The organism is Streptomyces sp. NPDC006512 (genome assembly GCF_040611935.1).
Classification (GTDB): Bacteria; Actinomycetota; Actinomycetes; order Streptomycetales; family Streptomycetaceae; genus Streptomyces.
The window spans coordinates 16,711-40,600 of the sequence record NZ_JBEXPG010000001.1; the positions used below are offsets into that span (position 1 = coordinate 16,711).

Annotated in this window: 24 protein-coding genes; 14 read left to right on the plus strand and 10 right to left on the minus strand. The window is 74.0% G+C overall.

Translation table 11 applies throughout. The annotated features are described in order from the left end of the window. The first annotated feature begins 279 nt into the window (after positions 1 to 279). The 3 genes from ABZZ17_RS00070 (at position 280) to ABZZ17_RS00080 (ending at position 3,560) form a co-directional block, all read left to right on the plus strand. Entirely contained in the window at positions 280 to 1,794 is a 1,515-nt protein-coding gene (locus ABZZ17_RS00070; protein WP_356870241.1) for a DHA2 family efflux MFS transporter permease subunit, read from the plus strand. Between the two features lie 114 nt (positions 1,795 to 1,908). Further along, a complete protein-coding gene (locus ABZZ17_RS00075) occupies positions 1,909 to 2,064 on the plus strand; it encodes a hypothetical protein (RefSeq protein WP_356870243.1) in 156 nt (51 codons plus the stop codon). Positions 2,065 to 2,282: 218 nt separating this feature from the next. Then, positions 2,283 to 3,560: a peptide ligase PGM1-related protein gene (locus ABZZ17_RS00080; protein WP_356870687.1), complete on the plus strand. Its 1,278-nt coding sequence runs from the start codon at positions 2,283 to 2,285 to the stop codon at positions 3,558 to 3,560. Positions 3,561 to 3,627: 67 nt separating this feature from the next. Here the strand turns inward: ABZZ17_RS00080 and ABZZ17_RS00085 are convergent, their stop codons facing one another. Continuing rightward, a complete protein-coding gene (locus tag ABZZ17_RS00085) occupies positions 3,628 to 3,996 on the minus strand; it encodes a PRC-barrel domain-containing protein (protein ID WP_356870245.1) in 369 nt (122 codons plus the stop codon). Between the two features lie 360 nt (positions 3,997 to 4,356). Here ABZZ17_RS00085 and ABZZ17_RS00090 point away from each other — a divergent pair, with 360 nt between their 5' ends. Further along, positions 4,357 to 4,713, plus strand: coding sequence for a hypothetical protein (locus tag ABZZ17_RS00090; protein WP_356870247.1), 357 nt, complete (start codon positions 4,357 to 4,359; stop codon positions 4,711 to 4,713). Between the two features lie 72 nt (positions 4,714 to 4,785). Here ABZZ17_RS00090 and ABZZ17_RS00095 read toward each other — a convergent pair whose 3' ends face one another. The 4 genes from ABZZ17_RS00095 to ABZZ17_RS00110 form a co-directional block, all read right to left on the minus strand. Next, the gene (locus tag ABZZ17_RS00095; RefSeq protein WP_356870249.1) at positions 4,786 to 6,309 is read right to left on the minus strand and encodes an aldehyde dehydrogenase family protein; all 1,524 of its coding nucleotides are present in this window, start codon (positions 6,307 to 6,309) and stop codon (positions 4,786 to 4,788) included. Between the two features lie 55 nt (positions 6,310 to 6,364). Then, entirely contained in the window at positions 6,365 to 7,720 is a 1,356-nt protein-coding gene (locus ABZZ17_RS00100; RefSeq protein WP_356870251.1) for a GAF domain-containing protein, read from the minus strand. A 129-nt stretch (positions 7,721 to 7,849) separates the two neighbouring features. Further along, entirely contained in the window at positions 7,850 to 9,148 is a 1,299-nt protein-coding gene (locus ABZZ17_RS00105) for an SWF or SNF family helicase (protein WP_356870253.1), read from the minus strand. Next, positions 9,145 to 12,222 (minus strand): DEAD/DEAH box helicase, encoded by a 3,078-nt coding sequence (locus tag ABZZ17_RS00110; protein ID WP_356870255.1) that lies wholly within the window; start codon positions 12,220 to 12,222, stop codon positions 9,145 to 9,147. The genes ABZZ17_RS00105 and ABZZ17_RS00110 overlap by 4 nt, the downstream gene beginning before the upstream one ends. Positions 12,223 to 12,382: 160 nt before the next feature. Between ABZZ17_RS00110 and ABZZ17_RS00115 the strand changes: the two genes are divergently transcribed. Together ABZZ17_RS00115 and ABZZ17_RS00120 are read left to right on the plus strand one after the other, a co-directional pair. Further along, positions 12,383 to 12,562: a hypothetical protein gene (locus ABZZ17_RS00115; protein ID WP_356870257.1), complete on the plus strand. Its 180-nt coding sequence runs from the start codon at positions 12,383 to 12,385 to the stop codon at positions 12,560 to 12,562. Between the two features lie 23 nt (positions 12,563 to 12,585). Next, positions 12,586 to 13,131 (plus strand): MOSC domain-containing protein, encoded by a 546-nt coding sequence (locus ABZZ17_RS00120; RefSeq protein WP_356870259.1) that lies wholly within the window; start codon positions 12,586 to 12,588, stop codon positions 13,129 to 13,131. A gap of 143 nt (positions 13,132 to 13,274) precedes the next feature. On the opposite strand, the gene ABZZ17_RS00125 is transcribed toward ABZZ17_RS00120, so the two are convergent. Together ABZZ17_RS00125 and ABZZ17_RS00130 are read right to left on the minus strand one after the other, a co-directional pair. Further along, on the minus strand, positions 13,275 to 13,787 hold the full coding sequence (locus tag ABZZ17_RS00125) for an SAM-dependent methyltransferase (RefSeq protein ID WP_356870261.1): 513 nt from the start codon (positions 13,785 to 13,787) through the stop codon (positions 13,275 to 13,277). 39 nt (positions 13,788 to 13,826) lie between these two features. Further along, the gene (locus ABZZ17_RS00130) at positions 13,827 to 14,606 is read right to left on the minus strand and encodes a hypothetical protein (RefSeq protein WP_356870263.1); all 780 of its coding nucleotides are present in this window, start codon (positions 14,604 to 14,606) and stop codon (positions 13,827 to 13,829) included. A 134-nt stretch (positions 14,607 to 14,740) separates the two neighbouring features. Between ABZZ17_RS00130 and ABZZ17_RS00135 the strand changes: the two genes are divergently transcribed. Further along, positions 14,741 to 15,655: an oxygenase MpaB family protein gene (locus ABZZ17_RS00135; protein WP_356870265.1), complete on the plus strand. Its 915-nt coding sequence runs from the start codon at positions 14,741 to 14,743 to the stop codon at positions 15,653 to 15,655. Positions 15,656 to 15,680: 25 nt separating this feature from the next. Here the strand turns inward: ABZZ17_RS00135 and ABZZ17_RS00140 are convergent, their stop codons facing one another. After that, positions 15,681 to 16,280 (minus strand): methyltransferase domain-containing protein, encoded by a 600-nt coding sequence (locus ABZZ17_RS00140; protein ID WP_356870267.1) that lies wholly within the window; start codon positions 16,278 to 16,280, stop codon positions 15,681 to 15,683. Positions 16,281 to 16,488: 208 nt separating this feature from the next. On the opposite strand from ABZZ17_RS00140, the gene ABZZ17_RS00145 reads away from it, so the two are divergent. From ABZZ17_RS00145 to ABZZ17_RS00165, 5 genes are all read left to right on the plus strand, one after another. Next, positions 16,489 to 17,268, plus strand: coding sequence for an MHYT domain-containing protein (locus tag ABZZ17_RS00145; RefSeq protein ID WP_356870269.1), 780 nt, complete (start codon positions 16,489 to 16,491; stop codon positions 17,266 to 17,268). A 66-nt stretch (positions 17,269 to 17,334) separates the two neighbouring features. Then, positions 17,335 to 20,055: an ATP-binding protein gene (locus tag ABZZ17_RS00150; protein WP_356870271.1), complete on the plus strand. Its 2,721-nt coding sequence runs from the start codon at positions 17,335 to 17,337 to the stop codon at positions 20,053 to 20,055. After that, complete coding sequence (locus ABZZ17_RS00155; RefSeq protein ID WP_356870273.1) at positions 20,055 to 20,498, plus strand: roadblock/LC7 domain-containing protein; 444 nt, start codon at positions 20,055 to 20,057, stop codon at positions 20,496 to 20,498. The genes ABZZ17_RS00150 and ABZZ17_RS00155 overlap by 1 nt, the downstream gene beginning before the upstream one ends. Further along, positions 20,495 to 20,896, plus strand: a complete 402-nt coding sequence (locus ABZZ17_RS00160; RefSeq protein WP_356870275.1) for a DUF742 domain-containing protein — start codon at positions 20,495 to 20,497, stop codon at positions 20,894 to 20,896. Before ABZZ17_RS00155 ends, ABZZ17_RS00160 begins: the two co-directional genes overlap by 4 nt. Continuing rightward, complete coding sequence (locus ABZZ17_RS00165) at positions 20,896 to 21,540, plus strand: ATP/GTP-binding protein (protein ID WP_356870277.1); 645 nt, start codon at positions 20,896 to 20,898, stop codon at positions 21,538 to 21,540. Before ABZZ17_RS00160 ends, ABZZ17_RS00165 begins: the two co-directional genes overlap by 1 nt. Before the next feature lie 3 nt (positions 21,541 to 21,543). On the opposite strand, the gene ABZZ17_RS00170 is transcribed toward ABZZ17_RS00165, so the two are convergent. Beyond that, complete coding sequence (locus ABZZ17_RS00170; protein ID WP_356870279.1) at positions 21,544 to 21,981, minus strand: PPOX class F420-dependent oxidoreductase; 438 nt, start codon at positions 21,979 to 21,981, stop codon at positions 21,544 to 21,546. 106 nt (positions 21,982 to 22,087) lie between these two features. On the opposite strand from ABZZ17_RS00170, the gene ABZZ17_RS00175 reads away from it, so the two are divergent. Then, positions 22,088 to 22,486: a roadblock/LC7 domain-containing protein gene (locus tag ABZZ17_RS00175; protein ID WP_281209658.1), complete on the plus strand. Its 399-nt coding sequence runs from the start codon at positions 22,088 to 22,090 to the stop codon at positions 22,484 to 22,486. Between the two features lie 162 nt (positions 22,487 to 22,648). Further along, positions 22,649 to 23,485 carry a DUF6397 family protein gene (locus ABZZ17_RS00180; protein ID WP_356870281.1) on the plus strand — a complete coding sequence of 279 codons (837 nt, stop codon included), beginning with the start codon at positions 22,649 to 22,651 and terminating at the stop codon, positions 23,483 to 23,485. Here ABZZ17_RS00180 and ABZZ17_RS00185 read toward each other — a convergent pair. Next, positions 23,449 to 23,850 (minus strand): YchJ family metal-binding protein, encoded by a 402-nt coding sequence (locus tag ABZZ17_RS00185; protein ID WP_356870283.1) that lies wholly within the window; start codon positions 23,848 to 23,850, stop codon positions 23,449 to 23,451. The genes ABZZ17_RS00180 and ABZZ17_RS00185 overlap by 37 nt on opposite strands. Positions 23,851 to 23,890 lie beyond the last annotated feature (40 nt).

Consider the following 23,890-nt stretch of genomic DNA (forward strand, 5'->3'; position numbering starts at 1 on the left):
GTTCCGCGCCCTGTTCCCGCCCGGTTCCCCGCCCGGCGGGGAACCGGGTGCCCCGGCTGGAAGTGCGGCGGAGGACGGCTGGAGGGGCGGGCCGGTGCCGGCCGAGGGAGGCCGGAGCGGCGGCCGGGATTGCCCTCGTGGACCCCTCCGCCGCCGGGAACGGTCGGCAAAATGGCTTGAGCCCGGGCGGCGGCAGCGACAGGATCGGCGAACAGCGATGAGTTCTTCCCGGCGCCGCGGTCTGTCTGTGTGACCCGCCCACGTGCGGAGGACACTCACATGACGGAAGGCACCATGCCCGCACCACACGCAACGCCCACGCCCTCGCCCGCCCGCGTCACCGCCGTGCTGCGGATCCTCGTGCTGTCCACGTTCGTCGTCCTCCTCAACGAGACGATCATGGTCAACGCGATCCCGCGGCTCATGCGCCAGTTCGAGGTCACCGCAGCCGCCGCAGGATGGCTGTCCACGGCCTTCATGCTCACCATGGCCGTCGTCATCCCGGTGACGGGGTGGTTCCTCCAGCGCGTGACGACCCGAACCGCCTTCGGCCTCGCCATGGCACTGTTCCTCGCCGGCACGGCTCTGGCCGCTGCCGCGCCCGCCTACCCCGTACTGCTGGCCGCGCGCGTCATCCAGGCCAGCGGCACCGCCGTCATGATGCCGCTGCTCATGACGACGCTGATGACCCTCGTGCCCCCGCACGACCGCGGCCGTGTCATGGGCAACATCACCCTCGTCATCTCCGTCGCACCCGCCCTCGGCCCCGCCGTCTCCGGTGTGCTGCTGCAGCTGGGGTCATGGCGCCTGCTGTTCCTGGCCGTGCTCCCCATCGCCGGAGCCATGGCCCTGTTCGGCCGGCGCAACCTGGTCAACATCGGCGAGCCGCAGGCCGCCCCCATCGACTGGCTGTCCGTCCCCCTGGCGGCAGCGGGCTTCGGCGCCCTGGTCTACGGCCTGAGCGGGCTCGGTGCCGAGAACGCGGCCCAGGCCCCCGTACCCCCGGAGGCCACCACCCTGGTCGGCGCCGTGCTCGTAGGCCTGTTCGTATGGCGCCAGCTGGCACTGCAACGCTCGTCCGCACCGCTGCTGGACCTGCGCGCCCTCACGTACCGGCACTTCTCCGTGGCACTCGGTCTGATGTGCCTGTCCTTCATGGCCCTCATGGGTGCGTTCATCCTGCTGCCGATCTACCTGCAAGAGGTGTGCGGCCTGACCTCACTGCAGACCGGGCTGCTCCTCATCCCCGGCGGCCTGACCATGGGCCTGCTCGGACCACAGGTCGGCAAGCTGTACGACCGGCTCGGCGCACCCCGCCTGGTCGTACCCGGAGCCGTACTCACGGCGCTGTGCCTCGCGCTGTTCGCCCTCACGGGCGAACAGACCTCGCCGTGGCTGGTGCTCGCCCTTCACGTGGCCCTGAGCGCGGGCATGGCGTTCGTCTTCACCCCCGTCTTCACCTCGGGCCTGGCCGTACTGCCGCCGCACCTCTACCCCCACGGCTCCGCCATCCTGGGCTCGCTCCAACAGGTCGCGGCCGCCGCCGGCACCGCCCTGGTCATCGCCGTCATGTCGGGACGCGCCGCCACGGCGGCAGCCGAGGGCGCCGACGCCACCGGCGCCCTCGCCACGGGCATCCGGTGGGGATTCGGCATCGGCGCCGCACTCGGCGCCGTGGCCGTGCTGGTCGCGTTGCTGGTCCGCACCCCGCCCGCTCCGCATCAGCCCCCCGCGCCGGAGCCCCAGGACGAAGACGGCGCCACGACGCACAAAACCGCCCACACACCCACCTGACACCCTGGACGGCCGGACCACCGCCGGCTCTCGACGTGACCCGGCGGGTACCGCTTCCCGTGCCACCCCACCCGCGCCGACGGGCCGGCAGCCGGGTCCGTGCGCTGGAGCGGGATGTTCGCGGCCTACGCCGCGGGCCGCGTGGCCAGCCCCAAACCGGTCCACAGCCAGGCCATCGGAGGCATGGTGAGCGGCATCCGGAACGCGGTGTTCAACGCCACCGGCAAACGCCTGACGGACCTGCCCATCAGGCTGGAGGCGCTGCTCTGAGCGCCGGACCGAGTCGGGCCGATGGCCTCCCCGGGCGGACCTGGTACCGGGCCAGGTGTGAAACTGCCCGTGCGCGCCGCCCTGATCCCCGCCCGCCACCACCTGCCGTGTCACACTCCGGCCGGGTCGGTGCGTTCGGCGGGACAGGGGCTGAGCGGGTGATCCCAGCTGACCGTCGACGGCCGTAAGGCGACCGGAGGAGCAGAGCGGTGACTGACATGGGCCCGATCGTGGTGTTCGCGAACTTCCTCTCGGACTTGGCGGTGGATCTCAACGAGGGCCAGATCCTGACGCAGTGGGCCCAGCAGGCGCCGCGGAAGGTGTGGCTGCTCCGGGCGGGGGACGTGTTCGTCACCCCCGTGCCGCTGAGCCCGGAGTTCCTGCGCTACGCGTACGGCCTGACCGGGGTGCCCCCGGAATCGGTGGCTGTCATCGAGGTGCCCCCCGCCGGAGCCGTCCCGCTGGCGAGGGCGGTGCGCGAGGCGGGCCTCGTCGAGCAGGTGAGGGCTCTCGCCGGGGACCGTGGCGCGGCGCTGCTGCCGACGGCGCTGGACGCGTCGGCGATCGCGTTCGCCCGGGACATCGGCATCGCGGTCCACCCGTATCCCACGGTCGAGGCCGCCGAGGCCGCCCTGAGGATGGCCATGCTGCTCAACACGAAGACCGGCTTCCGCGAGACGGCCGGGAAACTGGGCATGCGGCTGCCGACGGGCCGGATGTGCCGGCGCCCGCAGACGGAAGGCGTGGCGCGTGACCTCTTGAGGCACCACGAGCGCATCGTGGTGAAACCCGACCGTTCGGCCGGAGGGCACGGGATGCGCTTCGTGTCCCGCGACGACCTGAGGGGCGGGGCGAGCCTGCCCCTCGATGCGGTCGGTGGGCCCGAGGGCCTGTGGGTGGTGGAGGAGTGCCTCGACGTCGCCGAGTCGGTCAGCATCCAGATGGAGGCGACCCCCTCCGGGCCACGCGCTCTCTTCAGCGGAGCGATGCGCACGGTGCAGGGTTCCTTCACGGGATACGCCTCTCCGCTGCCGCCGTCCTGCGCACACGTGGCCGGCGAACTGGAGGAGTGGGGGACGGCCCTCGGCCGCCACCTGGCCGACCACGGCTACGCCGGGCCCTTCGGGCTCGACGCGCTGGTCGACACGGACGGCGTCGCGTACGCGAGCGAGAGCAACATCCGCCGTACGGCCACCACCACACCGCACGCCATGGTCACCCGGTTGACCGGAGGACCGGCCGGGCCGCACCCGGCGCCCGCGTGGTCGGTGGCGAAGGGCTGGACGCGCACTCCCATGGACTTCGACGAGGCCCTCGCCCGGCTGCGCGCCTCCCGCCTCGCGTTCGACCCGGATCACGGCGAGGGCGTGGTCCTCTACGCGGACGTACCGCCCGACGGCCGTTCCTGGCGGTACGCGGTGATCGCCAGGAGCCCCGGGGACGTCGAGGAACAGGAAACCGCCGTGGCGGCGGTCCTCGACTTCGAGGGGGGCTGACCCGCACGACGCCGGTCCCGGCACCCAGGAAGGGTGCCGGGACCGGCGTCGTCATGCGGGAACGGGATCAGGCGGGGCGGCCGCCGAAGGGGGCGCCGGTGCCGTAGTACGTGCCCAGCTCCTCCCGGTACCCGGCGTCGCCGAGATGCTTGTCCCGGTGGAACTCGGGGGAGTCCTTGATCTGTTCCTTGGTGCGGTCGACGAAGACCTTCTTGTCCTCCGGGTCGATCCTGACGACGGTGCTCGCCGGCAGCAGGACCTCCTTGCCGAAGATCCACACACCGGTGTCGACCACCAGATAGGCGTCACCGACCTCGTCGGAGTGCTTGTCGACCTTGCCGATGCCGCCGTCGGTCGCCTCGACCTTGTAGCCGGTCAGATCGGTACCGGCCAGGTGGCCCGACGTCGACTTGTAACTCCACACATGTTCAGTCACGCGAAAACAACTCCTCGGTCAATGGAGGACGGCGGCGAACTGCCTCTCCGCCGACCCTCCTTGTTCCGTACGTCGTGCTCGGCGGATGTGCTGCTCACCGCCTGGACTTCACCTGCCCCGCCTTCGCGACTTCACGCACCCGCACCGAAGAACGGGCCCTCGAGGCCTCCTCGGACCAGCAGACATGGCTGATACCGATTGGCTCGACTACTGGCTGTCGCAGGCTCCGCCCTCTCAGAGGGGGCGTTGGCGCTGATCGCCGCTGTGGTTGCCCGGGAGGACGGTGGGGGACCTGCGGCTGAAGCCTGTGCTATCGACCGGCTCAGATGGCTGTCAGCGCGGTGTGAGAGCCTCCAGGGCATGAGTTATGACCTGGCTGTCTGGGAGGGCGAGAGGCCGGCGGATGACAAGTCCGCCGGCCGGGACTTCAACGACTTATACGACCGATACATCGAGGCCGAGGCGGAGGAGCCTCCGTCCGAACGCATAGCGGCCTTCGTCACCAAGCTTCTTGAGCGGTGGTGTGATCTCCCTGAGGACGAGGAGGACACTTCGCCTTGGTCGACCGGGCCGTTGATCGGTGAGGCCAGTGGTCCTTTGATCTACTTCCCGATGCGGTGGAGCATGGCCGAGGAGGCCTCTGCCTACGCGGCGGCCGTGGCGGAGTCCATGGGGCTGGTCTGTTTCGACGTCCAGCAGGACCGGCTCAGGCCTTGAGCGGGTCCCTCACCGGCGGCAGCCGGTGAGGGCTGTGTCCTGCCCGGCACCAGCCCCGTCCTGCGGGAGCATCTAGAAAAAGCCGAGCTTCTTCGGTGAGTAGCTGACCAGGAGGTTCTTCGTCTGCTGGTAGTGCTCCAGCATCATCTTGTGGGTTTCGCGGCCGATGCCGGACTGCTTGTAGCCGCCGAAGGCGGCGTGGGCCGGGTAGGCGTGGTAGCAGTTCGTCCAGACGCGGCCGGCCTGGATCGCGCGGCCCGCGCGGTAGGCCGTGTTGACGTCACGGGTCCAGACGCCCGCGCCCAGGCCGTACGCGGTGTCGTTGGCGATGCGGACGGCGTCGTCGAAGTCCTGGAAGGAGGTCACGGACACCACCGGGCCGAAGATCTCCTCCTGGAAGATCCGCATGCGGTTGTCGCCTTCGAAGATGGTCGGCTGGACGTAGAAACCGCCCGCCAGCTCGCCCTCCAGCTCCTGCTTGCGCCCGCCGGTGAGGAGCTTGGCGCCCTCCCGCTGGCCGATCTCCACGTACGACAGGACCTTCTTCAGCTGTTCCTCGGAGGCCTGCGCCCCGATCATCGTGTCCGTGTCCAACGGGTGTCCGGGCACGATGAGTTCGGTGCGGGCGACGGCCGCCTCCAGGAAGTCCCCGTACCGGCCGCGCTCGATCAGCGCGCGCGACGGGCTCGTACACACCTCGCCCTGGTTGAGGGCGAACATCGTGAAGCCCTCCAGGGCCTTGTCGCGCAGGTCGTCGTCCGTCGTCCAGATGTCGTCGAAGAAGAGGTTGGGGCTCTTCCCGCCGAGTTCGAGGGTGACCGGCGTGAGGTGCTCGGCCGCGTACTGCATGATCAGCCGGCCCGTGGACGTCTCCCCGGTGAAGGCCACCTTCGCGACGCGCGGGCTGGACGCCAGGGGTTTGCCCGCCTCCTCGCCGAAGCCGTTGACGATGTTCACCACGCCGGGCGGCAGCAGGTCCGCCACCAGGCTCAGCCAGTAGTGCACCGAAACCGGTGTCTGCTCGGCCGGCTTGAGGACGACCGTGTTCCCGGCCGCGAGCGCCGGAGCGAGCTTCCACACCGCCATCAGGATCGGGAAGTTCCACGGGATGATCTGGCCGATCACGCCCAGCGGCTCGTGGAAGTGGTAGGCCACGGTGTCGTCGTCGAGCTGGCTGAGCGCACCCTCCTGGGCGCGCAGCGCACCCGCGAAGTAGCGGAACTGGTCGACGGCCAGCGGCATGTCCGCGGCGAGCGTCTCCCGGACCGGCTTGCCGTTCTCCCAGGTCTCCGCGACCGCGAGGGCCTCCAGGTGCTGCTCCATGCGGTCCGCGATCCGCAGCAGGACCGTCGACCGCTCGCCGGCCGAGGTGCGGCCCCAGCCGGGCGCCGCCGCGTGGGCCGCGTCCAGGGCGCGCTCGACGTCCTCGGCGGTGCCGCGCGCGACCTCGGTGAACGGCAGACCGGTGATGGGGGAGGGGTTGTCGAAGTACCGGCCGCGGGCGGGCTCGACGTACTCGCCGCCGATGAAGTGGTCGTAGCGGGACGCGTACGACATCAGCGCGCCCTCGGTACCGGGCGCAGCGTAACGGGCCATGGTGTCCTCCCCTTGCCGGGCGCCGGCCGCCGTCGGACAGCGCTCGGGGAGGAGGCTAGGAGCGGGCAGGTTGCGGGTACGTTGCGTGCCGGGGGCCCGCCGCGGTGACGGGCCCGGCGTACCCGTACCCGGTTCCGTTCCGGCTCGCGGCGGGCGGCGCGCCGAGTTCCGCGTCGAGGGCGCGCACGCGGGCCAGCGCGGCCGGCCGGCCCTCCGGTGGCAGGGCGTCGGCCAGCGCCCTCCACACCGCCGGATCCTCCGCGCCCCACGGGGCGCACACCCAGTCCGTGAGCAGTCCCGCGTCCGCCCGGGCGATCACCGCCGCCCGTGCCTGCTCCTCGATCCGGCGGCGCAGCCGCACGATGCCGGGCGCCGTCGACGCGGGCAGCAGCGGCCCCGCGTACCGGGCGAGCGCGGCCGAGACGGCGCCCGCCGCCAGATGCCGGATCACCGCGGTGGAATCGGCCTCCAGCGGGGCGGCCGTCCGGTAGGGCCGCGAGAGCAGGTGCTCCGCCCCCAGCAGGCCCCGCAGCCGGGACATCTCCGCCCGCAGGGTCACCGCGGAGACCGACTCGTCCTCGTACAGGGCGTAGGCCAGCTCCTCCCCCGACAGGCCCTCCGGATGGTGCGCCAGCAGGGTGACGATCTCGCTGTGCCGCCGCCCGAGCGGGATCCGCCGGCCCCCGAGGACCAGCAGCGCGCCGTCACGGCCGAGCACGGTGAGGCTGTCCCGGCCGACGGCCGGGGGTTCCGGCGCGAGCAGCGCCAGCTGGGTCTCCGCCGCGCGGGCCACCGCCTGGACGAAGGCCAGCGAATGGGGGTGGGCCAGACCGTCGCCGCCCGTGATGTCGACCGCCCCGAGCACCCGCCCCGTCCCGGGGTCACGGACCGGGGCCGCCGCGCACGTCCAGGGATGGACCCGGCGGCTGAAGTGCTCCGCCCCGAAGACCTGGACGGGCCGCCCGACGGCAACCGCCGTACCCGGCGCGTTCGTTCCCATCGCCGTCTCCGCCCAGCGCGTGCCCGGGACGAAACCCAGCCGCTCGGCCCGGCGCAGCGTGGCCGGCTCACCCTCGACCCAGAGCAGCCCGCCCCGCGCGTCGCACACCGCCAGCAGGTGCGCCCCGTGCGCCGCGAACGCCCCGACGAGGTCCCGGAACAGCGGCATCACCCGGGCCAGCGGATGCTGCGCGCGGTAGGACCGCAGCTCGGCCTCCGCCAGCTCCAGCCGGGGCTCGCACTCGGGACTGAGCCGGGCCCCGGCGCACCGCCGCCAGGACTTCGCGATCACCGCCCGGACCGGAGCCTCGACCCGCCCGTCCTCGGTGAAGGCCGCGTGCGCCCGGCGCAGGACGCGCGTGCGCTCGACGGGATCGGCCCCGCCCGGCAGCGCCAACGACGGATCGCCCATGTCACCCTCCCGAGGGACCGTGGTGCCGCGGTACGCGGAGCGCCCCCATCGTCGTGCGGGTGCCCGGCCCCGGCAAGCACTACGTCGGCCACTCCCCGCCGAAACGAGTGCCCGGGGGCGGCCCGTCGATCAGGCCGGCCCGTCGGCGCCTTCGCCGGGGCCGGCCTCCAGAGAGGCCAGGGCCGAGGCCGGGTCCGGCGCGCCCGGGCCGGCCAGGGTCCACCGGCCCGCCTCGCGGCGCAGCGGCCACCAGCGGCCGTCCCGGCCGAGGCGGAGCTGCTGCCGGGCGCCCGGTGCCGTCCAGCGGGCGCGGACCCGGCGCAGCTCCGGAGCATCCTCGTCCGGCCAGGCCGCCGCCAGTGCGGAGCGGGCCCGGGCCAGAGCCTCCCGGTCCGGCGACCAGTCGTCCTCCAGCACCGCGAGGGCGGGCGCCCCGCCGAAGCCCCAGGCCCGTACGGCCAGGGCCATCGCCGGGCCGTCGCGGCCGGAAGCCGCCGCCAGGCGGAAACGGAGCCGGAAGTGGCGGGCCCCGGCGGTGAGCCGTACCGCGTCTTCCGTGGCGGTCAGCGGGGCCCGCCGCGCGTACTCGGCGCCGCCCGCGGCCAGGGCCTCCGCGAGCAGCCGGTGGGCTTCGGACGCGGCCGCCTGCGCGAGGAACTCCACGGCGTCCACGTCCAGTCCCTCCGGCTGCGCCTCGGTGTCCAGCGTCGGCGGCTGACCCGGAGCGTCCGGCAGCTCCGGCGGCGGGGGCAGCGGCGGCAGGCCGGCCCGGGCCGCGAACACCTCGGCCGCCGGGACGCCGGTGTCGGCAGGCCGGACACCCGGTTCCGGTTCCCGTTCCGGTTCCGCTCCGGCGACGCTGCGGTCCTCCAGCTGGATCACGAGGTCCCGCTCCGCACGCCCGCGCAACAGCAGCAGCAGGAACGGGTCCCCGTCCAGCAGCCGCGCCATCTGGTAGCAGAGCGCCGCCGTGTGCGGGCAGTGGTCCCACTCGCCGCAGTCGCAGCGCGGGTCGAGCTCGCCGATGCCCGGCAGCAGGTCCACCCCGGCCGCCGCCGCGTCCTCGGCCAGCTCCGGCGGCACCTCACGGTCCAGCAGCGCGGCGATGTGCCCCGACTCCGCGGCCGCCAGACCCAGCAGCCGGTCCCATTCCGCTTCCGTGAACTCCTGGACCAGCACGTCCGTCCGGTGAGCCGTCCCGTCCCGGTCCCGCACCACGGCCGTCAGCCCGCCCGCGCGCACCGATACGGCGCCGACCGCGCCGGTGCGCGCGTACCGCCGGCCCTGCCTGACCTGCTCCGCGTCGAGGGCGCCGTCCTCCAGGGCGCGCAGCCAGGCGTGACCCCACCAGGTGGTGGCGAAGGCCCGGCCGGCGTGCGGCGGCAGCGCGGGGAACGTCTTCTCGTACGGGTCGTGCGCGCTGCTCATCGGTTGCTCCCCGGGGCCGGGCGCAGGGCCACGAGCTCGGCCAGCTCGGCGTCGGTCAGTTCGGTCAGCGCGCCCTCGCCGCCCGCGAGGACGGAGTCGGCCAGGGCCCTCTTGCGTTCCAGGAGTTCGGCGATGCGGTCCTCGACGGTGCCCTCGGCGATGATCCGGTGGACCTGGACGGGCTGGGTCTGGCCGATGCGGTAGGCGCGGTCGGTGGCCTGTTCCTCGACGGCCGGGTTCCACCAGCGGTCGAAGTGGACGACGTGTCCGGCCCGGGTCAGGTTCAGGCCCGTCCCGGCCGCCTTGAGGGAGAGCAGGAACACCGGGACCTCCCCGGACTGGAAGCGGTCGACGAGTTCCTCGCGGCGCGGGACCGGCGTCCCGCCGTGCAGGAGCTGCGAGGCGATCCCGCGTGCCGCCAGGTGCCGCTCCAGGATCCGGGCCATGGCCACGTACTGGGTGAAGACCAGGACGGAGCCGCCCTCGGCGAGGATCGTGCCGAGGAGTTCGTCGAGGAGCTCCAGCTTTCCGGAACGGGCGGTGTCCTGCGCCGCCTCCCGGCCGCCGGCCCCGGTGGGGTCCTGATCCTTCAGGTACTGGGCGGGGTGGTTGCAGATCTGCTTGAGGGAGGTCAGCAGCCTGACGACCAGGCCGCGTCGCTCCATCCCGTCCGCGGCCGCGATCGCGGCGAGGGTCTCGCGCACGACCGCCTCGTACAGCCCGGCCTGTTCGCGGGTGAGGGACACCGGGTGGTCGGTCTCCGTCTTCGGCGGCAGCTCGGGGGCGATGCCCGGGTCGGACTTCTTGCGCCGCAGCAGGAACGGCCGCACCAGCGCGGCCAGCCGGGCGGCGGCCCGCGGGTCGCGGCCGCTCTCGACGGGCTCGGCGTAGCGCGCGCGGAAGGTGCCGAGCCGGCCGAGGAGGCCGGGCGTGGTCCAGTCGAGCAGGGCCCACAGTTCGGAGAGGTCGTTCTCCACGGGGGTGCCGGTGAGGGCGACGCGGGCCGGCGCGGGGATGGTGCGCAGCGCCCTGGCGGTGGCGGAGCGCGGGTTCTTGACGTGCTGGGCCTCGTCGGCGACGACCATCCCCCAGGGGCGGGCGGCGAGTTCGGCGGCGTCGAGCCGCATGGTGGCGTACGTGGTGAGGACGAAGCCGCCTTCGAGTCCGTCGAGGGTGCGGCTGCCGCCGTGGAAGCGGCGTACGGGCGTGCCGGGCGCGAACCTCTCGATCTCCCGCTGCCAGTTGCCCAGGAGGGAGGCCGGGCAGATGACGAGGGTGGGCTCGGGGCGGTCGCGGTGCAGGTGCAGGGCGATCAGGGTGACGGTCTTGCCGAGGCCCATGTCGTCGGCCAGGCAGGCGCCGAGGCCGAGCGAGGTCATCAGGTCGAGCCAGGCCAGCCCGCGCAGCTGGTAGTCGCGCAGGGTTGCGGCGAGGCCCTTCGGTGCCTCGGGGAGGGCGGCGTGTGCGGGGTCGGCGGTGAGCCGTGCCTTCAGCTCGGCGAGCGCTCCGGCGGCCGTCACCTCGACCCGCGTGCCGTCGACCTCGGTGGAACCGGTGAGTACGGCGGCCAGCGCGTCGGCGGCGCCGACCGTGACGGGGCGTTCCGCGCGGGCGCGGGCGCGCCGGACCTCGGCGGGGTCGACCAGCACCCACTCGTCGCGCAGCCGGACCAGGGGGCGCTTCGCCTCGGCCAGGCGGTCGAGTTCCGCCGGGGTCAGGTCGGCCGCCTGATCGCCGAGGGAGTGGCGCCAGTCGAAGGACAGCACGGCGTCGGGGGAGAGGAGGCCCGGTACCGGCGGTGTCCCGGAGGCGTGCGCGGGAGGGGAGCCGATGACGGCGCGGGAGGTGAGGGTACGGGCGAGCCGGCGCGGCCAGTGCACCTGGACACCGTCGGCGGCGAGGGCCGCGGCGGCGCCGCCGAGCAACTCCGTCACGTCCTCGTCGGCGAGGTCGACCGCGTCCGGTACGGCGGCCCCGAGCAGCGGGGCGAGCGCGGGCCAGATCCGGGCCGCGCGGCGCAGCGCGCGCAGGGCGTCGAGGCGGGCGCGGGGCGGGAAGGGGGCAGGGGCGGCTCCCGGGGGCGCCGTCGGGGCGGCCCAGACGTCGGAGGCGTCGGCGACGAGGCCGGAGTCGGCGAGGCTGTGCATCTGGAGCACGGCGCGCAGGGCCGGCGGGGCCTCGGATCCGGGGGAGTCCGTGGCGTTCGTTTCCGTTTCCGTGTCCGTGGTAGCGGCGTCGGGGGAGAACGGGGAGACCGGGGAGTTCCGTGAGTTCGGGGCGGAGCCGGCGGTGGAGCGGTCGCCGTCGGGCCGGTGCGGGCCGGTGTCGCGGAGTTCGATGCGCAGGGAGATGCGTACTCCCGCGTCGTGGCCCGCAGCGACCTCGTCGGCCCACGCCCGCAGGGCGGGACCCGGCCGGGCGGGCAGGGAGCCCGCGGGCGCCGCGAAGGCGGGGCCGCCCGCGGCGGCGGGTGCGGCGGGGGACCGGGGCAGGGTGTCGGCGACCGCGTCGAGGAAGGCCCGCAGCAGGGGTTCGGGGGCGGGCAGCCGGAGCGGGCCGTCCGCCTCCAGGGGGACGCAGTGGGCTTCGGGCGGCATGGCGGACGCCAGCTCCCGGACCGCCCCCAGGTCGGCGGCCTCCAGCGGACCGGCCCGCCACGCGTCGTACCCGGCGGGGCTCAGTCCCGGCAGCAGGAGCCCCCGGGCGGTGAACCGCAGGGCGAGCAGCGCGGCCGCTCCCCAGAACGCGGCCGGGCCGCTCGCGCCGGGGGCGGTACGGGCCCGGGTGAGCAGCGGCAGGGCGGCGGCGACGGGCAGCACCAGGGCCTGGACGGGCACCCGGCGCAGCGCGGGCGTGACCACGGTCAGCTCCTCCACGACGCCGTCGGGGTGCTCGAAGCAGTCGGAGCCCCGGGAGCCGCCGGAGCCCCGGGAGCCGCCGGAGCCCTGGGAGCCCCCGGAACCCTGGGAGCCGCCAGATCCCGTCTGCCAGAAGGCGACGCGGCCGTTCCGCGGCGGGTCGGCGGGCAGGAAGACCGCAGAGTGGCGGAGGAGGCCGGAGATCTCGGAGCGCACGCATTCCTCAAACTTGACTACCGGGTACGGGGCGGCCGAGAGTACCTCATGCCCGGCCCCCGGCGGTGTCAGCGACGCGGTGACCTGGGTCACGCGGGAACGCGCGGTCGGGGCGGAGCGTTGAGAGGTCAGTAGCCGACGCAGGAGGAGGTGTCCGTAGATGTCGAGGAGCGGAAAGGTCGCGGTTGCCGCGGTCGCTGCAGCCATCGTGCTGTTCTACGTGTTCGGCGTGTGGGGGCTGGTGGCCCTCGTCGCGGTCCCGGCCGTCGCGTACCTCCTGCTGGACACCTCCCAGCGCCGTCGACTGCGGGGCATATCCAGGAAGCAGCTCGGCCGCTGAGGGCGGCAAGGGGGACGTTTTTCATGAACACCGCACAGGTCGCGGCGGTCAGCAGCAACGGCGCGTACTCGTTCACGAAGCCGAACCGGGAGAGCATCACGCTGCTCGCCGGCCTCGGTGTGGAGGGGGACGTGCACGCGGGGGTCACGGTCAAGCACCGTTCGCGCGTGGCGCAGGACCCGACGCAGCCCAACCTGCGGCAGGTGCACCTCATCCACCGCGAGCTGTTCGACGAGGTGGCGGGCCAGGGCTTCGAGGTCGCGCCGGGCGAGCTCGGGGAGAACGTGACCACGCAGGGGATCGACCTGCTCGCGCTCCCGACCGGAACGCTGCTGACGCTCGGCGAGGAGGCGGTCGTGGAGGTGACCGGTCTGCGCAACCCGTGCCTGCAGATCGACAACTTCCGGAGCGGGCTGCTCAAGCAGGTCGTCGGGCGGGACGAGGAGGGACGGCTGGTCCGCAAGGCCGGAATCATGGCCGTGGTCCACCGCGGCGGCACGATCCGCCCCGGCGACACGATCACGGTCACCCTTCCGGCACGCCCGCACGTCCCTCTCGAACGGGTCTGATCCAACGGGTCTGAAGGGACGGGCCGACGCGGACCGGCACCAGAGCCCGGCGTCGGGCCCGCACCCGGTGCCGGGGCGTCCCGTCGACGCGGAGCACCCCGGACCCGTTCCGGCGCGGCTGGGCCGGCGGACCCCGGTTCGGGTCAGTAGTAGTCCCGCATCAGGGCCGTGGCCCACTGCGGCTGGCGGGTCCCGCCGCGAGGCCCGAACTCCTCCATGTACGGCTTGAGGTCGAGCACCGGAGTGCCGTCCACCGCGTCGAGGCCCGCCACGTGCACGTCCAGGCCGTCCACCTTCAGCACCCGGCAGCGCGAGACGCCGAGCCGGTTCGGCCGGTTCTTCCCGCGCTGCGCGAAGATGCCGACCAGCGGCCAGTCCGTGTTGCCCCGGGGATGCCGGGCGCCCGTCTCGATCTTCTTCACCGGTACCCGGTCGAAGTGGTAGACGACCTCCAGGTGCGAGAAGTCCTCCAGCCCGTACAGGGCTTCCGGACCGAACCGCCGCGCGTCCAGCCGGATGACCGCCGTCTCCCGTCCCCAGTCGTCGTCGGCCACCTCCGCGCGGCCTCCCAGGACCACCCCCACCGGCTCGCACTCCACCGACTTCACCGACTTCTCCGACTCCACTGAATCCTCAGCGCCGGCTCGCTCCGTCATGCCGTCCCCCTCGTGTACGCACTTCTCGTTCTCGTGAGTTCACGCCGGCCGCGCGGCCACGCGGTCCAGCGCCGCCAACAGTTCCCGGAGGTCGACCTCCCCCTCGCGGGGGACGGCAAGGACCTCGCCCGGCTCCTCGTCCAGCAGGACGAAGGCCGTGTCGTCGGTCCGCGCCACCAGCGACCAGCCGGGCCCGTCCGCCCGTACGGTACGGGCGCCCTCGGCGGCGAAGGAGGACCGCACCCGGCCCGCCGGCGGCGCCTCGCGGGTGTATCCCGTCGCCTCCTTGAGCGCCCGCGCCAGACCGGGGTGCGCGGCAGCCGCCGCCCCGCCGTCCGTCGCCACGCGCTCGCGCCAGTCCGCCCACTCCCGGGCGATCTGGTCCGCACCCATGCGGCGCTGCACCGGCCCCCAGGCCTCCGCCGAGGGCGGAGTCAGCGGCACCCGGCCGGTGCCGTCCGCACCCTGCTCCGGATCGTGCGGCTCCGGAACACCCGGCGCGGACACCGTCAGCTCCAGCGGCCAGCCCGCGAGGGAGACCACGATCGTCCGCTCGTCGGGCGACAGGTCGTACTCCATGCCGCAGTCCCAGGAGGCGATGGCGGCGGCCACCAGCGAGACGTCGTCCACGACGACCGTCCAGCGCGCCCCCTCCTCGTCCTGCCCGAGCACCAGCCCGTACCCGTCCGTGACCGGCCGTACGCCCAGCAGCGCACAGGCCTCCGGGAAGTCGTCGCCCAGGACGGCCGGGAACTGCGTGGGGGTCAGCAGCACGGCGGTCAGCACGTACAGCGAGCCCCCGTCCTCCTCGTCTGACACGTGGCCTCCCGATCGCTCTCTCGTCGGCGCACCTTAACCAGCGGGTAACACGCACGTCGAGAGCAGGAGGAGTCCGATTTCCAAGCCCGCCACCTGTACGTACAGTTGGGAACCCGCCACAGAAAGGGATACCGGTGCAGCGTTACGACCGGCTGAGGGAAATCCTCCGGCTCGATCCCGACAAGGACTTCCTCGCCATCTACCGGCTCACCGCCACCTACGAGTTCCCCTGGGACTTCACCCGCGCCCTGGAGCTCGCCCTCTTCCGGACCTACGCCGTCCCTTCCATCGGCGGCCTCCTCGCCGAGACCGCCGAGTTCACCGAGCGCACGCAGAAGCGGTACGACGACACCGTGCTGCTCCTCGACGCGGTCGTCGAGCACGGCTTCGACAGCGACACGGCGCGCACCGCGATCCGCCGCGTCAACCAGATGCACCGCAGCTACGACATCTCCGACGACGACATGCGCTACGTCCTGTGCACGTTCGTGGTGATCCCCGCACGCTGGATCGACGCCTACGGCTGGCGCCCGCTGACCCGGCACGAGCGCACGGCCTGCGCCCGTTACTACGCGACCCTGGGCCGACACTTGGGCATCAAGGACATTCCGGACTCCTTCGACGAGTTCGAGAGCACCCTGGAGGCCTACGAGGCGGCCCACTTCGGCTGGGACGAAGGGGGCCGCGCGGTCGCCGACTCCACCCTCGGCCTGATGGCCTCCTGGTATCCGGCGCCGCTCGCCCCCGCCGTGCGGGGCGCGAGCCTCGCCCTCCTCGACGAGCCGCTGCTGAGCGCCTTCCGCTACGAGTTCCCGCGCCCCGGCGTCCGGCGGCTAGTGCGGGGCGCCCTGCGGCTGCGGGGCCGCGCGGTACGCCTGCTGCCCCCGCGCCGAAGCCCCCACCACGCCCGTCAGAACCCGGAGGTCAAGGGGTACCGGGGCGGCTACGACGTGGGCGAACTCGGCACCTTCCCGGTGCCGGGCGCGGGCGGCTGTCCCGTACCCCACCCCCGCCGTCCGGCCGGGGCGGACGCCCAGCCGCCCGCGTAGCACCGGCCGGCCGGGGCGTGCGGGCTCAGGCGCGACGGTCCGCGAGCACCAGGAAGCGGGCGTCCTCGTCGGCGTAGCGGGTCATGTCCCAGCCCGAACCGGCCAGCAGCGGGCCGAGGTTGTGCTCGGCCCGCAGGTCGTCGGGGGTGAGCTCCCGGCCGTGGCGCGCGGCGAGCGCGGCGCGCCCGATCGGGTGGAAGAGCGCGAGCCGGCCCCCGGGGCGCACCACGCGGGCGAGTTCGCGCAGGTTGGCCGCCGGGTCCGGCAGGTGGGCGATCAGCCCGGCCGCGAACACCGCGTCCAGGGCGCCGTCCCGCAGGGGCAGCCGGGCCACGTCCGCCCGCAGCAGCGTCCCGTCCGCCCCGCGCCCGGCCCGCCGCGCGGCGGCCAGCATCTCCTCGGTGAGGTCGACGCCCAGCACGGTTCCGGAGGGCCCGACGGCGGCCCGCAACGGGGTCAGCGCCCGGCCGGTGCCGCAGCCCGCGTCGAGCACCCGGTCCCCGGGGCGCAGCCCGGACTCGGCCACGGCGGCGACGAAGGCGGGCCCGTCCTCCGGGAACTTCCGGTCCCAGGCTTCGGCGCGCACCCCGAAGAACTCCTGCACATGCGTGTGGTCTCCGCTCATGCGCCCATGATCCCGCACGGCGGCGTTCCCACGGCGCCGCGCGGGGTTCTGGCCACCTACCGCCCTCCGAGGCTGCCTGCGGTGCGTGCACAAGGTGGTACGTGGTGTGATCGAAGACGAACGTAGCTCTGTCATATTCCAGCAGTTCCAGCGGCTTTCGAAATGCTCCCCTTGTTCGTCCCCTCACCCGGACTAGCGTCCCGTGGCCATGGGACACCTGGACCACGCCGCCTATGGCTGGCTTACACCCGTACTGTCATACGTGATGGCGTCGATCGGCGCCGCCCTCGGGCTGCGCTGCACCGTCCGCGCGCTCGCCGCGACGGGTACCTCCCGCCGCAACTGGCTCCTCACCGCCGCCTCGGCCATCGGCACCGGCATCTGGACGATGCACTTCATCGCCATGCTCGGGTTCCACGTCACCGGTACCGAGGTCCGCTTCAACGTGCCGCTGACCATCCTGAGCCTGCTCGTCGCCGTGCTCGTCGTAGGCGCCGGGGTCTTCGCCGTCGGCTACGGCAGGAACCGCGGCAGGGCCCTCGTCCTCGGCGGCCTGACCACGGGCCTGGGCGTCGCGAGCATGCACTACCTCGGCATGGCCGCCCTGCGCCTGCACGGCGAGGTCACCTACCGGCCGCTGGTCGTCGCGCTCTCCGTCGCCATCGCCGTGCTCGCCGCGACCGCCGCCCTCTGGGCGGCCCTCAACATCAAGGCACCCGTCGCCGTCGCCGTGGCCTCGCTGGTCATGGGCGCCGCCGTCACCAGCATGCACTACACGGGCATGGCCGCCGTCGCCGTCGGCGTCACCCCCTCGGACACGGCGCTCTCCGGAGCCACGGCCATGCAGTTCATCTTCCCGCTCGCGGTCGGCCTGGGCTCCTACCTCTTCATCACCGCCGCCTTCGTCGCGCTCTCCCCGACCGCCGACGAGCGGGCGGCCTCCGCCTCCGCCCGGAACCTGGGCGAGAGCGCGCTGCCCGCCCGCTGATCCGGCCCCGCCGCCCCCCGACGTCCGCCCCCGACCTTCGCACGCACCACCCGGAACGAGGAGCCCATGCGCAGACCCCGCACCAGACCGGAAGCAGCGGCACAGCGGCCGCCCGTGCCCCCTGCGCGCGGCCGCCGGGCGCACGCGGGGCCCCCGGCCGAGGAACCCGAGCAGGACCGGGCCCCCCTCCCCGGTGCGGCCCCGGCCCGAGCCGCTGCGGGCGGGGTGCGGCCCCGGATCCGGCTGCGGCCCGCCACCGTCCGCGCGAAGATCGTCTCGCTGCTGATGGTCCCCGTGATCTCGCTGCTGGCCCTCTGGGGTTTCGCCACCGTCAGCACCGCCCAGGACATCGCCCGCCTCAGCCGGATCCGCCAGGTCGACGCCGAGATACGCACCCCCGTCGCCGCCGCCCTGACCGAGCTCCAGGCCGAACGCCGGTCGGCCGTCCGCTTCCTGGCCGATCCCTCCGACCAGGGATCCGCCCTGGCACAGCAGGTCCGGCGCACCGACGACGCCGTACGGAGCCTGCGCCTCGGCGACCGCCACACCGTCGCCGACTCCGGGAACCACGGCGCCGACGTCGTCACCCGGCTCCGCGACTTCGTCACCGCCGCGGAGTCCCTCGGCTCCGCCCGCAAGGACGTCACCGACCGCCGCGCCGCCCCCGACGCGGCCTACGAGACCTACACGCGCGTGGCCGACTCCGCCCTCGCCGTCGAAGGTGCCCTCTCCGGTGGCCGCGACCCCGAACTCGGCTCCGACGCCCGCGTGCTGCTGGAGTTCGCCCGCGCCGGGGAACTGCTGGCCCGGGAGGACGTCCTGCTCGCCGTGCCCGGCCAGCGCAGTGCCGAAACGCTTCGGCGCCTGGCCGGGACCGTCGAAACCCGGCGCGCGCTGACCTCCGCCGCCGCCCGGGACCTGCCCGCCGCCCAGCGGGCCGTATGGGAGGCCACCTCCAAGAGCGCCGCGTACGCCGACCTCACCGCAGCCGAGGACCGGGCCCTGGCCGCCACCCCGGGCACGCCCACCCCGGCCGCCCCCGGCAACGGCAACGGCAACGCGGGCGCGGCGCGCGAGGCGTCTGCCGCTCCCGCCGGCTGGGAGGCCGCGTACACGGAGATCAGCGCCTCGATGAAGGAGATCCGCCGGACCGCGCACGCCGAAGCCGCCGACCGCGCCGACCCCTTCACCGAAGGCGCGCTCAGCCCCGCCGGCGCCGCCGTGCTGCTGGGCCTCGCCGCGGTCGCCGCCTCGCTCGTCATCTCGGTCCGCATCGGCCGCGCCCTGGTCGTGGAGCTGGTCTCGCTGCGCAACACCGCCCTGGAGATCGCCCACCGCGAACTCCCGCACGCCATGGACCGGCTGCGCGCCGGACAGACCGTCGACGTGGACGCCGAGACCCCGCCCGGGCCGCCCGCCGACGACGAGATCACCCAGGTCGGGGAGGCGCTGTCCACCGTCCACCGGGCCGCCCTCAGCGCCGCGGTCGAGCGCGCCGAACTCGCCAGCGGAGTGAGCGGGGTGTTCGTCAACCTCGCCCGCCGCAGCCAGGTCCTGGTCCACAAACAGCTCACCCTCCTCGACTCCATGGAGCGGCGCGCCGACGACCCGGGCGAGCTCGGCGACCTCTTCCGGCTCGACCACCTCACCACCCGCATGCGCCGGCACGCCGAGAGCCTGATCATCCTCTCCGGGGCCTCCCCCGGACGTGCCTGGCGGACGCCGGTCCCGCTGACCAACGTGGTCCGCGCGGCCGTGTCCGAGATCGAGGACTACCCGCGCGTCGAGGTCAGCCGGCTCGCCGAGGCGGCCGTCGCCGGCGGGGCGGTCGCGGACCTCACCCACCTCCTCGCCGAACTGATCGAGAACGCCACCCAGTTCTCGCCCCCGCACACCAAGGTCCGGGTCAGCGGCGAGCCCGTCGGCGCCGGCTACGTCCTGGAGGTCGAGGACCGCGGCCTCGGCATGGGCCGCGACGTACTGGCGCAGGCCAACCGGCGCATCGAACACTCCGAGGACCTCGACCTCTTCGACAGCGACCGCCTCGGGCTCTTCGTCGTCAGCCGGCTCTCCGCCCGCCACGCGATCCAGGTGCACCTGCGCACCTCGCCCTACGGGGGCACCACCGCGGTGGTCCTGCTGCCGAACTCCCTGCTCCAGGGCGCCATCGCCGGACCGCCGGCCGCCGCGGCCGCACCCGGAGCCCCGGACGGGGCGGTACCCGGGGCCGGCCCCGCGCCGTCGCCCGCCCCGGCCATGACCGTCGTACGGGAGTCCGTGCGCGGCCTCCCGGCCACGGCTCCGGGTCCTGCCCCGGCCCCGGACCGTGACCGGGTTCCGGCTCCGGCTCCGGCTCCGGCTTCCGGCCCCGCCCCGCAGCGGCACCGGCCCGCCCCGGTGGCCTCGCTGCGGCCGCGCGGCTCCGGCGGCACGGCCACCCGTACCCACCAGGCACCCGCCCCCGTCTCCGCGTCCGTACCGGACCCGGGGCCGCTGCCGGGCCCCGCCGACCCGGCCCCCGGCGCCCCTCCCGCCCCCGCCTCCGGATCCGTGTCCGTACCCGGTGCCTCGGTGACCGAACTGCCCCGCCGGGTACGGCAGGCGAGTCTCGTCCCGCAGCTGCGCGAGGCCCCCGTACCGAAGGCTGCGGCAGGGGCGGGGGGCCCCGGGGAGCCGCCCGGCCGCAGCCCCGAGCAGGCCCGGGACCGCATGGCCGCCTACCGGGACGGCTGGGCGCGCGGCACCCGCGAGAACTCCCCCCACGCAGGCAGCGAAGGAGAAGCGTGATGATCGAGCACCACGGAACCGACCTCGACGGCGTCCGCCGGAACGGCGAACTGGACTGGCTGCTGGACGACCTGGTGACGCGGGTCCGCGAGGTCCGGCACGCGGTGGTCCTGTCCAACGACGGGCTGGCGGTGGGCTCCTCCAGAGCGCTCGGCCGGGAGGACGCCGAGCACCTGGCCGCCGTCGCCTCCGGGTTCCACAGCCTCGCCAAGGGTGCGGGACGGCACTTCCACGCAGGGGAGGTGCGCCAGACCATGGTGGAGATGGACGAGGGGTTCCTCTTCGTCGCGGCGGCCGGGGAGGGCTCCTGCCTGGCCGTCCTCAGCGCGGCCGGCGCCGACATCGGGCTGATCGCCTACGAGATGGCCCGCCTGGTCAAGCGGGTCGGCGAACACCTCTACACGCCCGCCCGGTTCGCGGCCCACCCGCCGGCCGCCGGGTGAGGGCGGGGGCCCGGAACGTGGACGGCCAGTGGTACGACGCCGAGGCGGGGCCCCTCGTCCGCCCGTACGCCATGACCGGAGGGCGTACGAAACCCGGACCCCACGGGGTCCGCTTCGACCTGATCGCGCTGGTCGTGGTCGACCCGGACGCCTCCGGGGACGCGGACGATTCACTGCTGGGGCCGGAGCACCGCACCCTGCTCGGACTGTGCCGCTCCGAAACGCAGTCGGTGGCGGAACTCGCCGCGGACGCGGACCTGCCGGTGGGTGTGGTGCGGGTGCTGCTGGGGGACCTCCTGGAGGCGGGACACGTCAAGGTGAGCCGGCCGGTGCCCCCCGCCCAGCTGCCGGACGAGCGGATTCTGCGTGAAGTCATCGAAGGATTGCGAGCGCTGTGATGGGACTGCACGACAACGGGCCCGCGCGGGCCGACGGTTCGGGGACGGACGGGGAACTGACCGCGCTCGCGCTGAAGATCCTCGTGGCCGGCGGCTTCGGCGTCGGCAAGACCACGCTCGTCGGCGCGGTCAGCGAGATCAGGCCCCTGCGGACCGAGGAACTGCTGAGCGAGGCGGGCGAACTGGTCGACGACACCGGCGGGGTCGACCAGAAGACGACGACGACCGTGGCCATGGACTTCGGCCGGATCACCATCCGGTCGGGACTGTCGCTGTACCTGTTCGGGACCCCGGGACAGGACCGCTTCTGGTTCCTGTGGGACGAGCTGTCGCAGGGCGCGCTGGGCGCGGTCGTCCTCGCCGACACCCGGCGCCTGGAGGACTGCTTCCCGGCGGTGGACTACTTCGAGCACCGGCGGATCCCCTTCGTCGTCGCCGTCAACTGCTTCTCGACCGCCCGGCGTTACGGGTCGAACGAGGTGGCGCGGGCGCTGGACCTGGACCAGGGGACGCCGGTGGTGCTGTGCGACGCGCGGGACAAGGACTCGGGGAAGGAGGTGCTCATCCGGCTCGTCGAGTACGCCGGGCGGATGCACACCGCCCGGCTGCTGGACTCGGTGGGGCCGCAGCCCGGCCCCGCGTGAGCGTCAGTCCGCGACACCGGCCGTCGCGATGACCTTCTCGATGGGGACGCGGACGAGGAGTTCGCCGGGCACGGCGTTGCGCCGGCCGAAGGCCTCGCCCCGTTCCTCGCCCATGTAGCGGCCGCCGATCCGGGTGGCCCAGCGCAGCATTTCCTGCGCGTCGTCGGCGTACTCGCTGAGCGTGGCGCGCCCCTGGAGGACCACGTAGGAGAAGGGCGGACGGTCGTCGTCCACGCAGAGGGACACCCGGCCGTCACGGGCCAGATTCCGCCCCTTGACGGTGTCCTTGCCGGTGTTGAACACGAAGGAATCGCCGTCGAGTACGAACCAGATGGGAGCGATGTGCGGGCTTCCGTCCTCGCGGACCGTGGCCAGCTTCCCGGTACGGGTGCCGTGGGAGACGAACGCCCGCCATTCCTCTTGAGTCATCTTCTGTGCCATGGGCCCATCCTCCTTGCCGGAAAGCCCCTGGTGGGGAAGGCTGGCGGAACGACTACGCGGGGCGGGGCGCGGCCATGTCGGCCGCGGCGACGGGGAGGGGCTGGAAATGGCACTGGACAAGCAGCTGGACTGGTTGCTGGACGATCTGACGCGCAGGGTCCAGCAGGTCCGGCACGCGGTGGTGCTGTCGAACGACGGACTGGTGACGGCGGCCACCGCGGGACTCGCGCGGGAGGACGCGGAGCACCTGGCGGCCGTCGCGGCCGGGTTGCAGAGCCTGGCGAAGGGCTCGGGACGGCACTTCCGGGCGGGTGAGGTGCGCCAGACGATGGTGGAGTACGACGAGGGCTTCCTCTTCGTGGTGGCGGCGGGATCGGGCAGCTGCCTGTGCGCGCTCAGCGCCGCCGAGGCCGACATCGTGCAGGTCGCCTACGAGATGACGCTGCTGGTCAACCGGGTGGGCGAGCACCTGGGAGTCGCCGAGCGGCGGATCACCGGGGGCTGATCCCCCGAGCCTGAGGGCGGGTCTGAGGGCGGGTCTGGTTTCCCAGCCGTCCGGGGCCCTTCGCGGGTCCGTCCGGAGGTTATCCACAGGCCTCGGCCGGTTTCGTCGCGCTGAGTTACGGTCTTTGCACAGAGTGATCGCCACTCGTGGGGGAGGACCGTGATGAAGAAGGCTGTGAAGGTGTGCGCGCGACCGGAGACGACGGCCGTGCAGGCGCTACCGGGGGACCCGCGGCAGGATGACCTGCTCGCCGCGCCCCGGGCCGCCGGGGAACTGGGTCTGGGCCGGGCCGAGTTCGCCCGCGCCGTGCAACTGGGCCTGGTCCGGGCGGGTCCGCGGGCCCCGGGCGGAGCTGCCCGCTTCACCCGGTCCGAGCTGGAACGGGTCAAGGCGGGCGGGGGTTTCCCGGAGGCCCTGCGCGCCCGCGTCGAAACGGTGGCCGGCGCCGACGCCGGGGCGAGGGTGCTGGGCACCGGGCCGAGCCGGTTCACCCGCCTCGCGCGCTGCGGGCACCTCACCCCCGTCGGCTACCGGATCAACCGCTACCGAGTCGTCGTATGGCTCTACCTGGGTGCGGAACTACGGGAGTTCGCCGCCGCGGAGCCGGGGCTGCTGCGCGGGGCCGCGCCCGCGCGGGACCGGGAACTGATCGCGGCCGGGGGAGACCTGAGGCCCAGCGGCTGGCGCGGCCGGCACGTGGGCCTGCTGCTGAGACGGACTTCCGACCCGTGGGAGCGGGCGGCCGTACTGGCCTCCGTGCTCCCCGAGGAGAAGGTGCGGACCGCGGTACCGGACCCGGCCGAGCGGATCGTGCTGGCCGCGCTCGCGCCGCCCCCGCCCTACGGCCACCCGCAGGCCCCGGCGGCCGCGGCGGTGGCGCGGCCCCTCCTGCGGGCGCAGCCGCCGGACGAGGTGGAGCGGTACCGCGCCGGCCTGGACCTCGCCCTGGCCGGAGCCCGCGGTCAGTCGAACTCGACGGGGGAGAGGGGGCCGACGTAGACCCAGGCGCCGGCCTCGCGGGAGAAGGCGCTGTGCTCGTGCAGCGAGCCCGTGTGCCCGCCCTCGCGGTAGTGCGCGCGGAACTCCACGGAGCCCTCCGTCTCGAACATGCCGCCCCGCTCGGTGGCGAGGATCTCCAGCCGTTCCCAGCGCTGCCCGGGATCCAGGTCTAGCCGGCCCGGACGGGTCGAGGAGTGCCAGGAGCGCAGCAGGTAGGCGGTGTCGCCGACCGCGAAGGCGCTGAAGCGCGAGCGCATCAGCAGCTCGGCGGTGGGTGCCTGCTGGGTACCCGCGTGGAAGCGGCCGCAGCACGCCGGGTAGGCGGCGGGCAGCCCGCAGGGACAGGGGAGGGCCGGGGTGGGCATGCGCGTGCTCAGCTCTTCGGTTCGGGAGGGCGGACGGGAA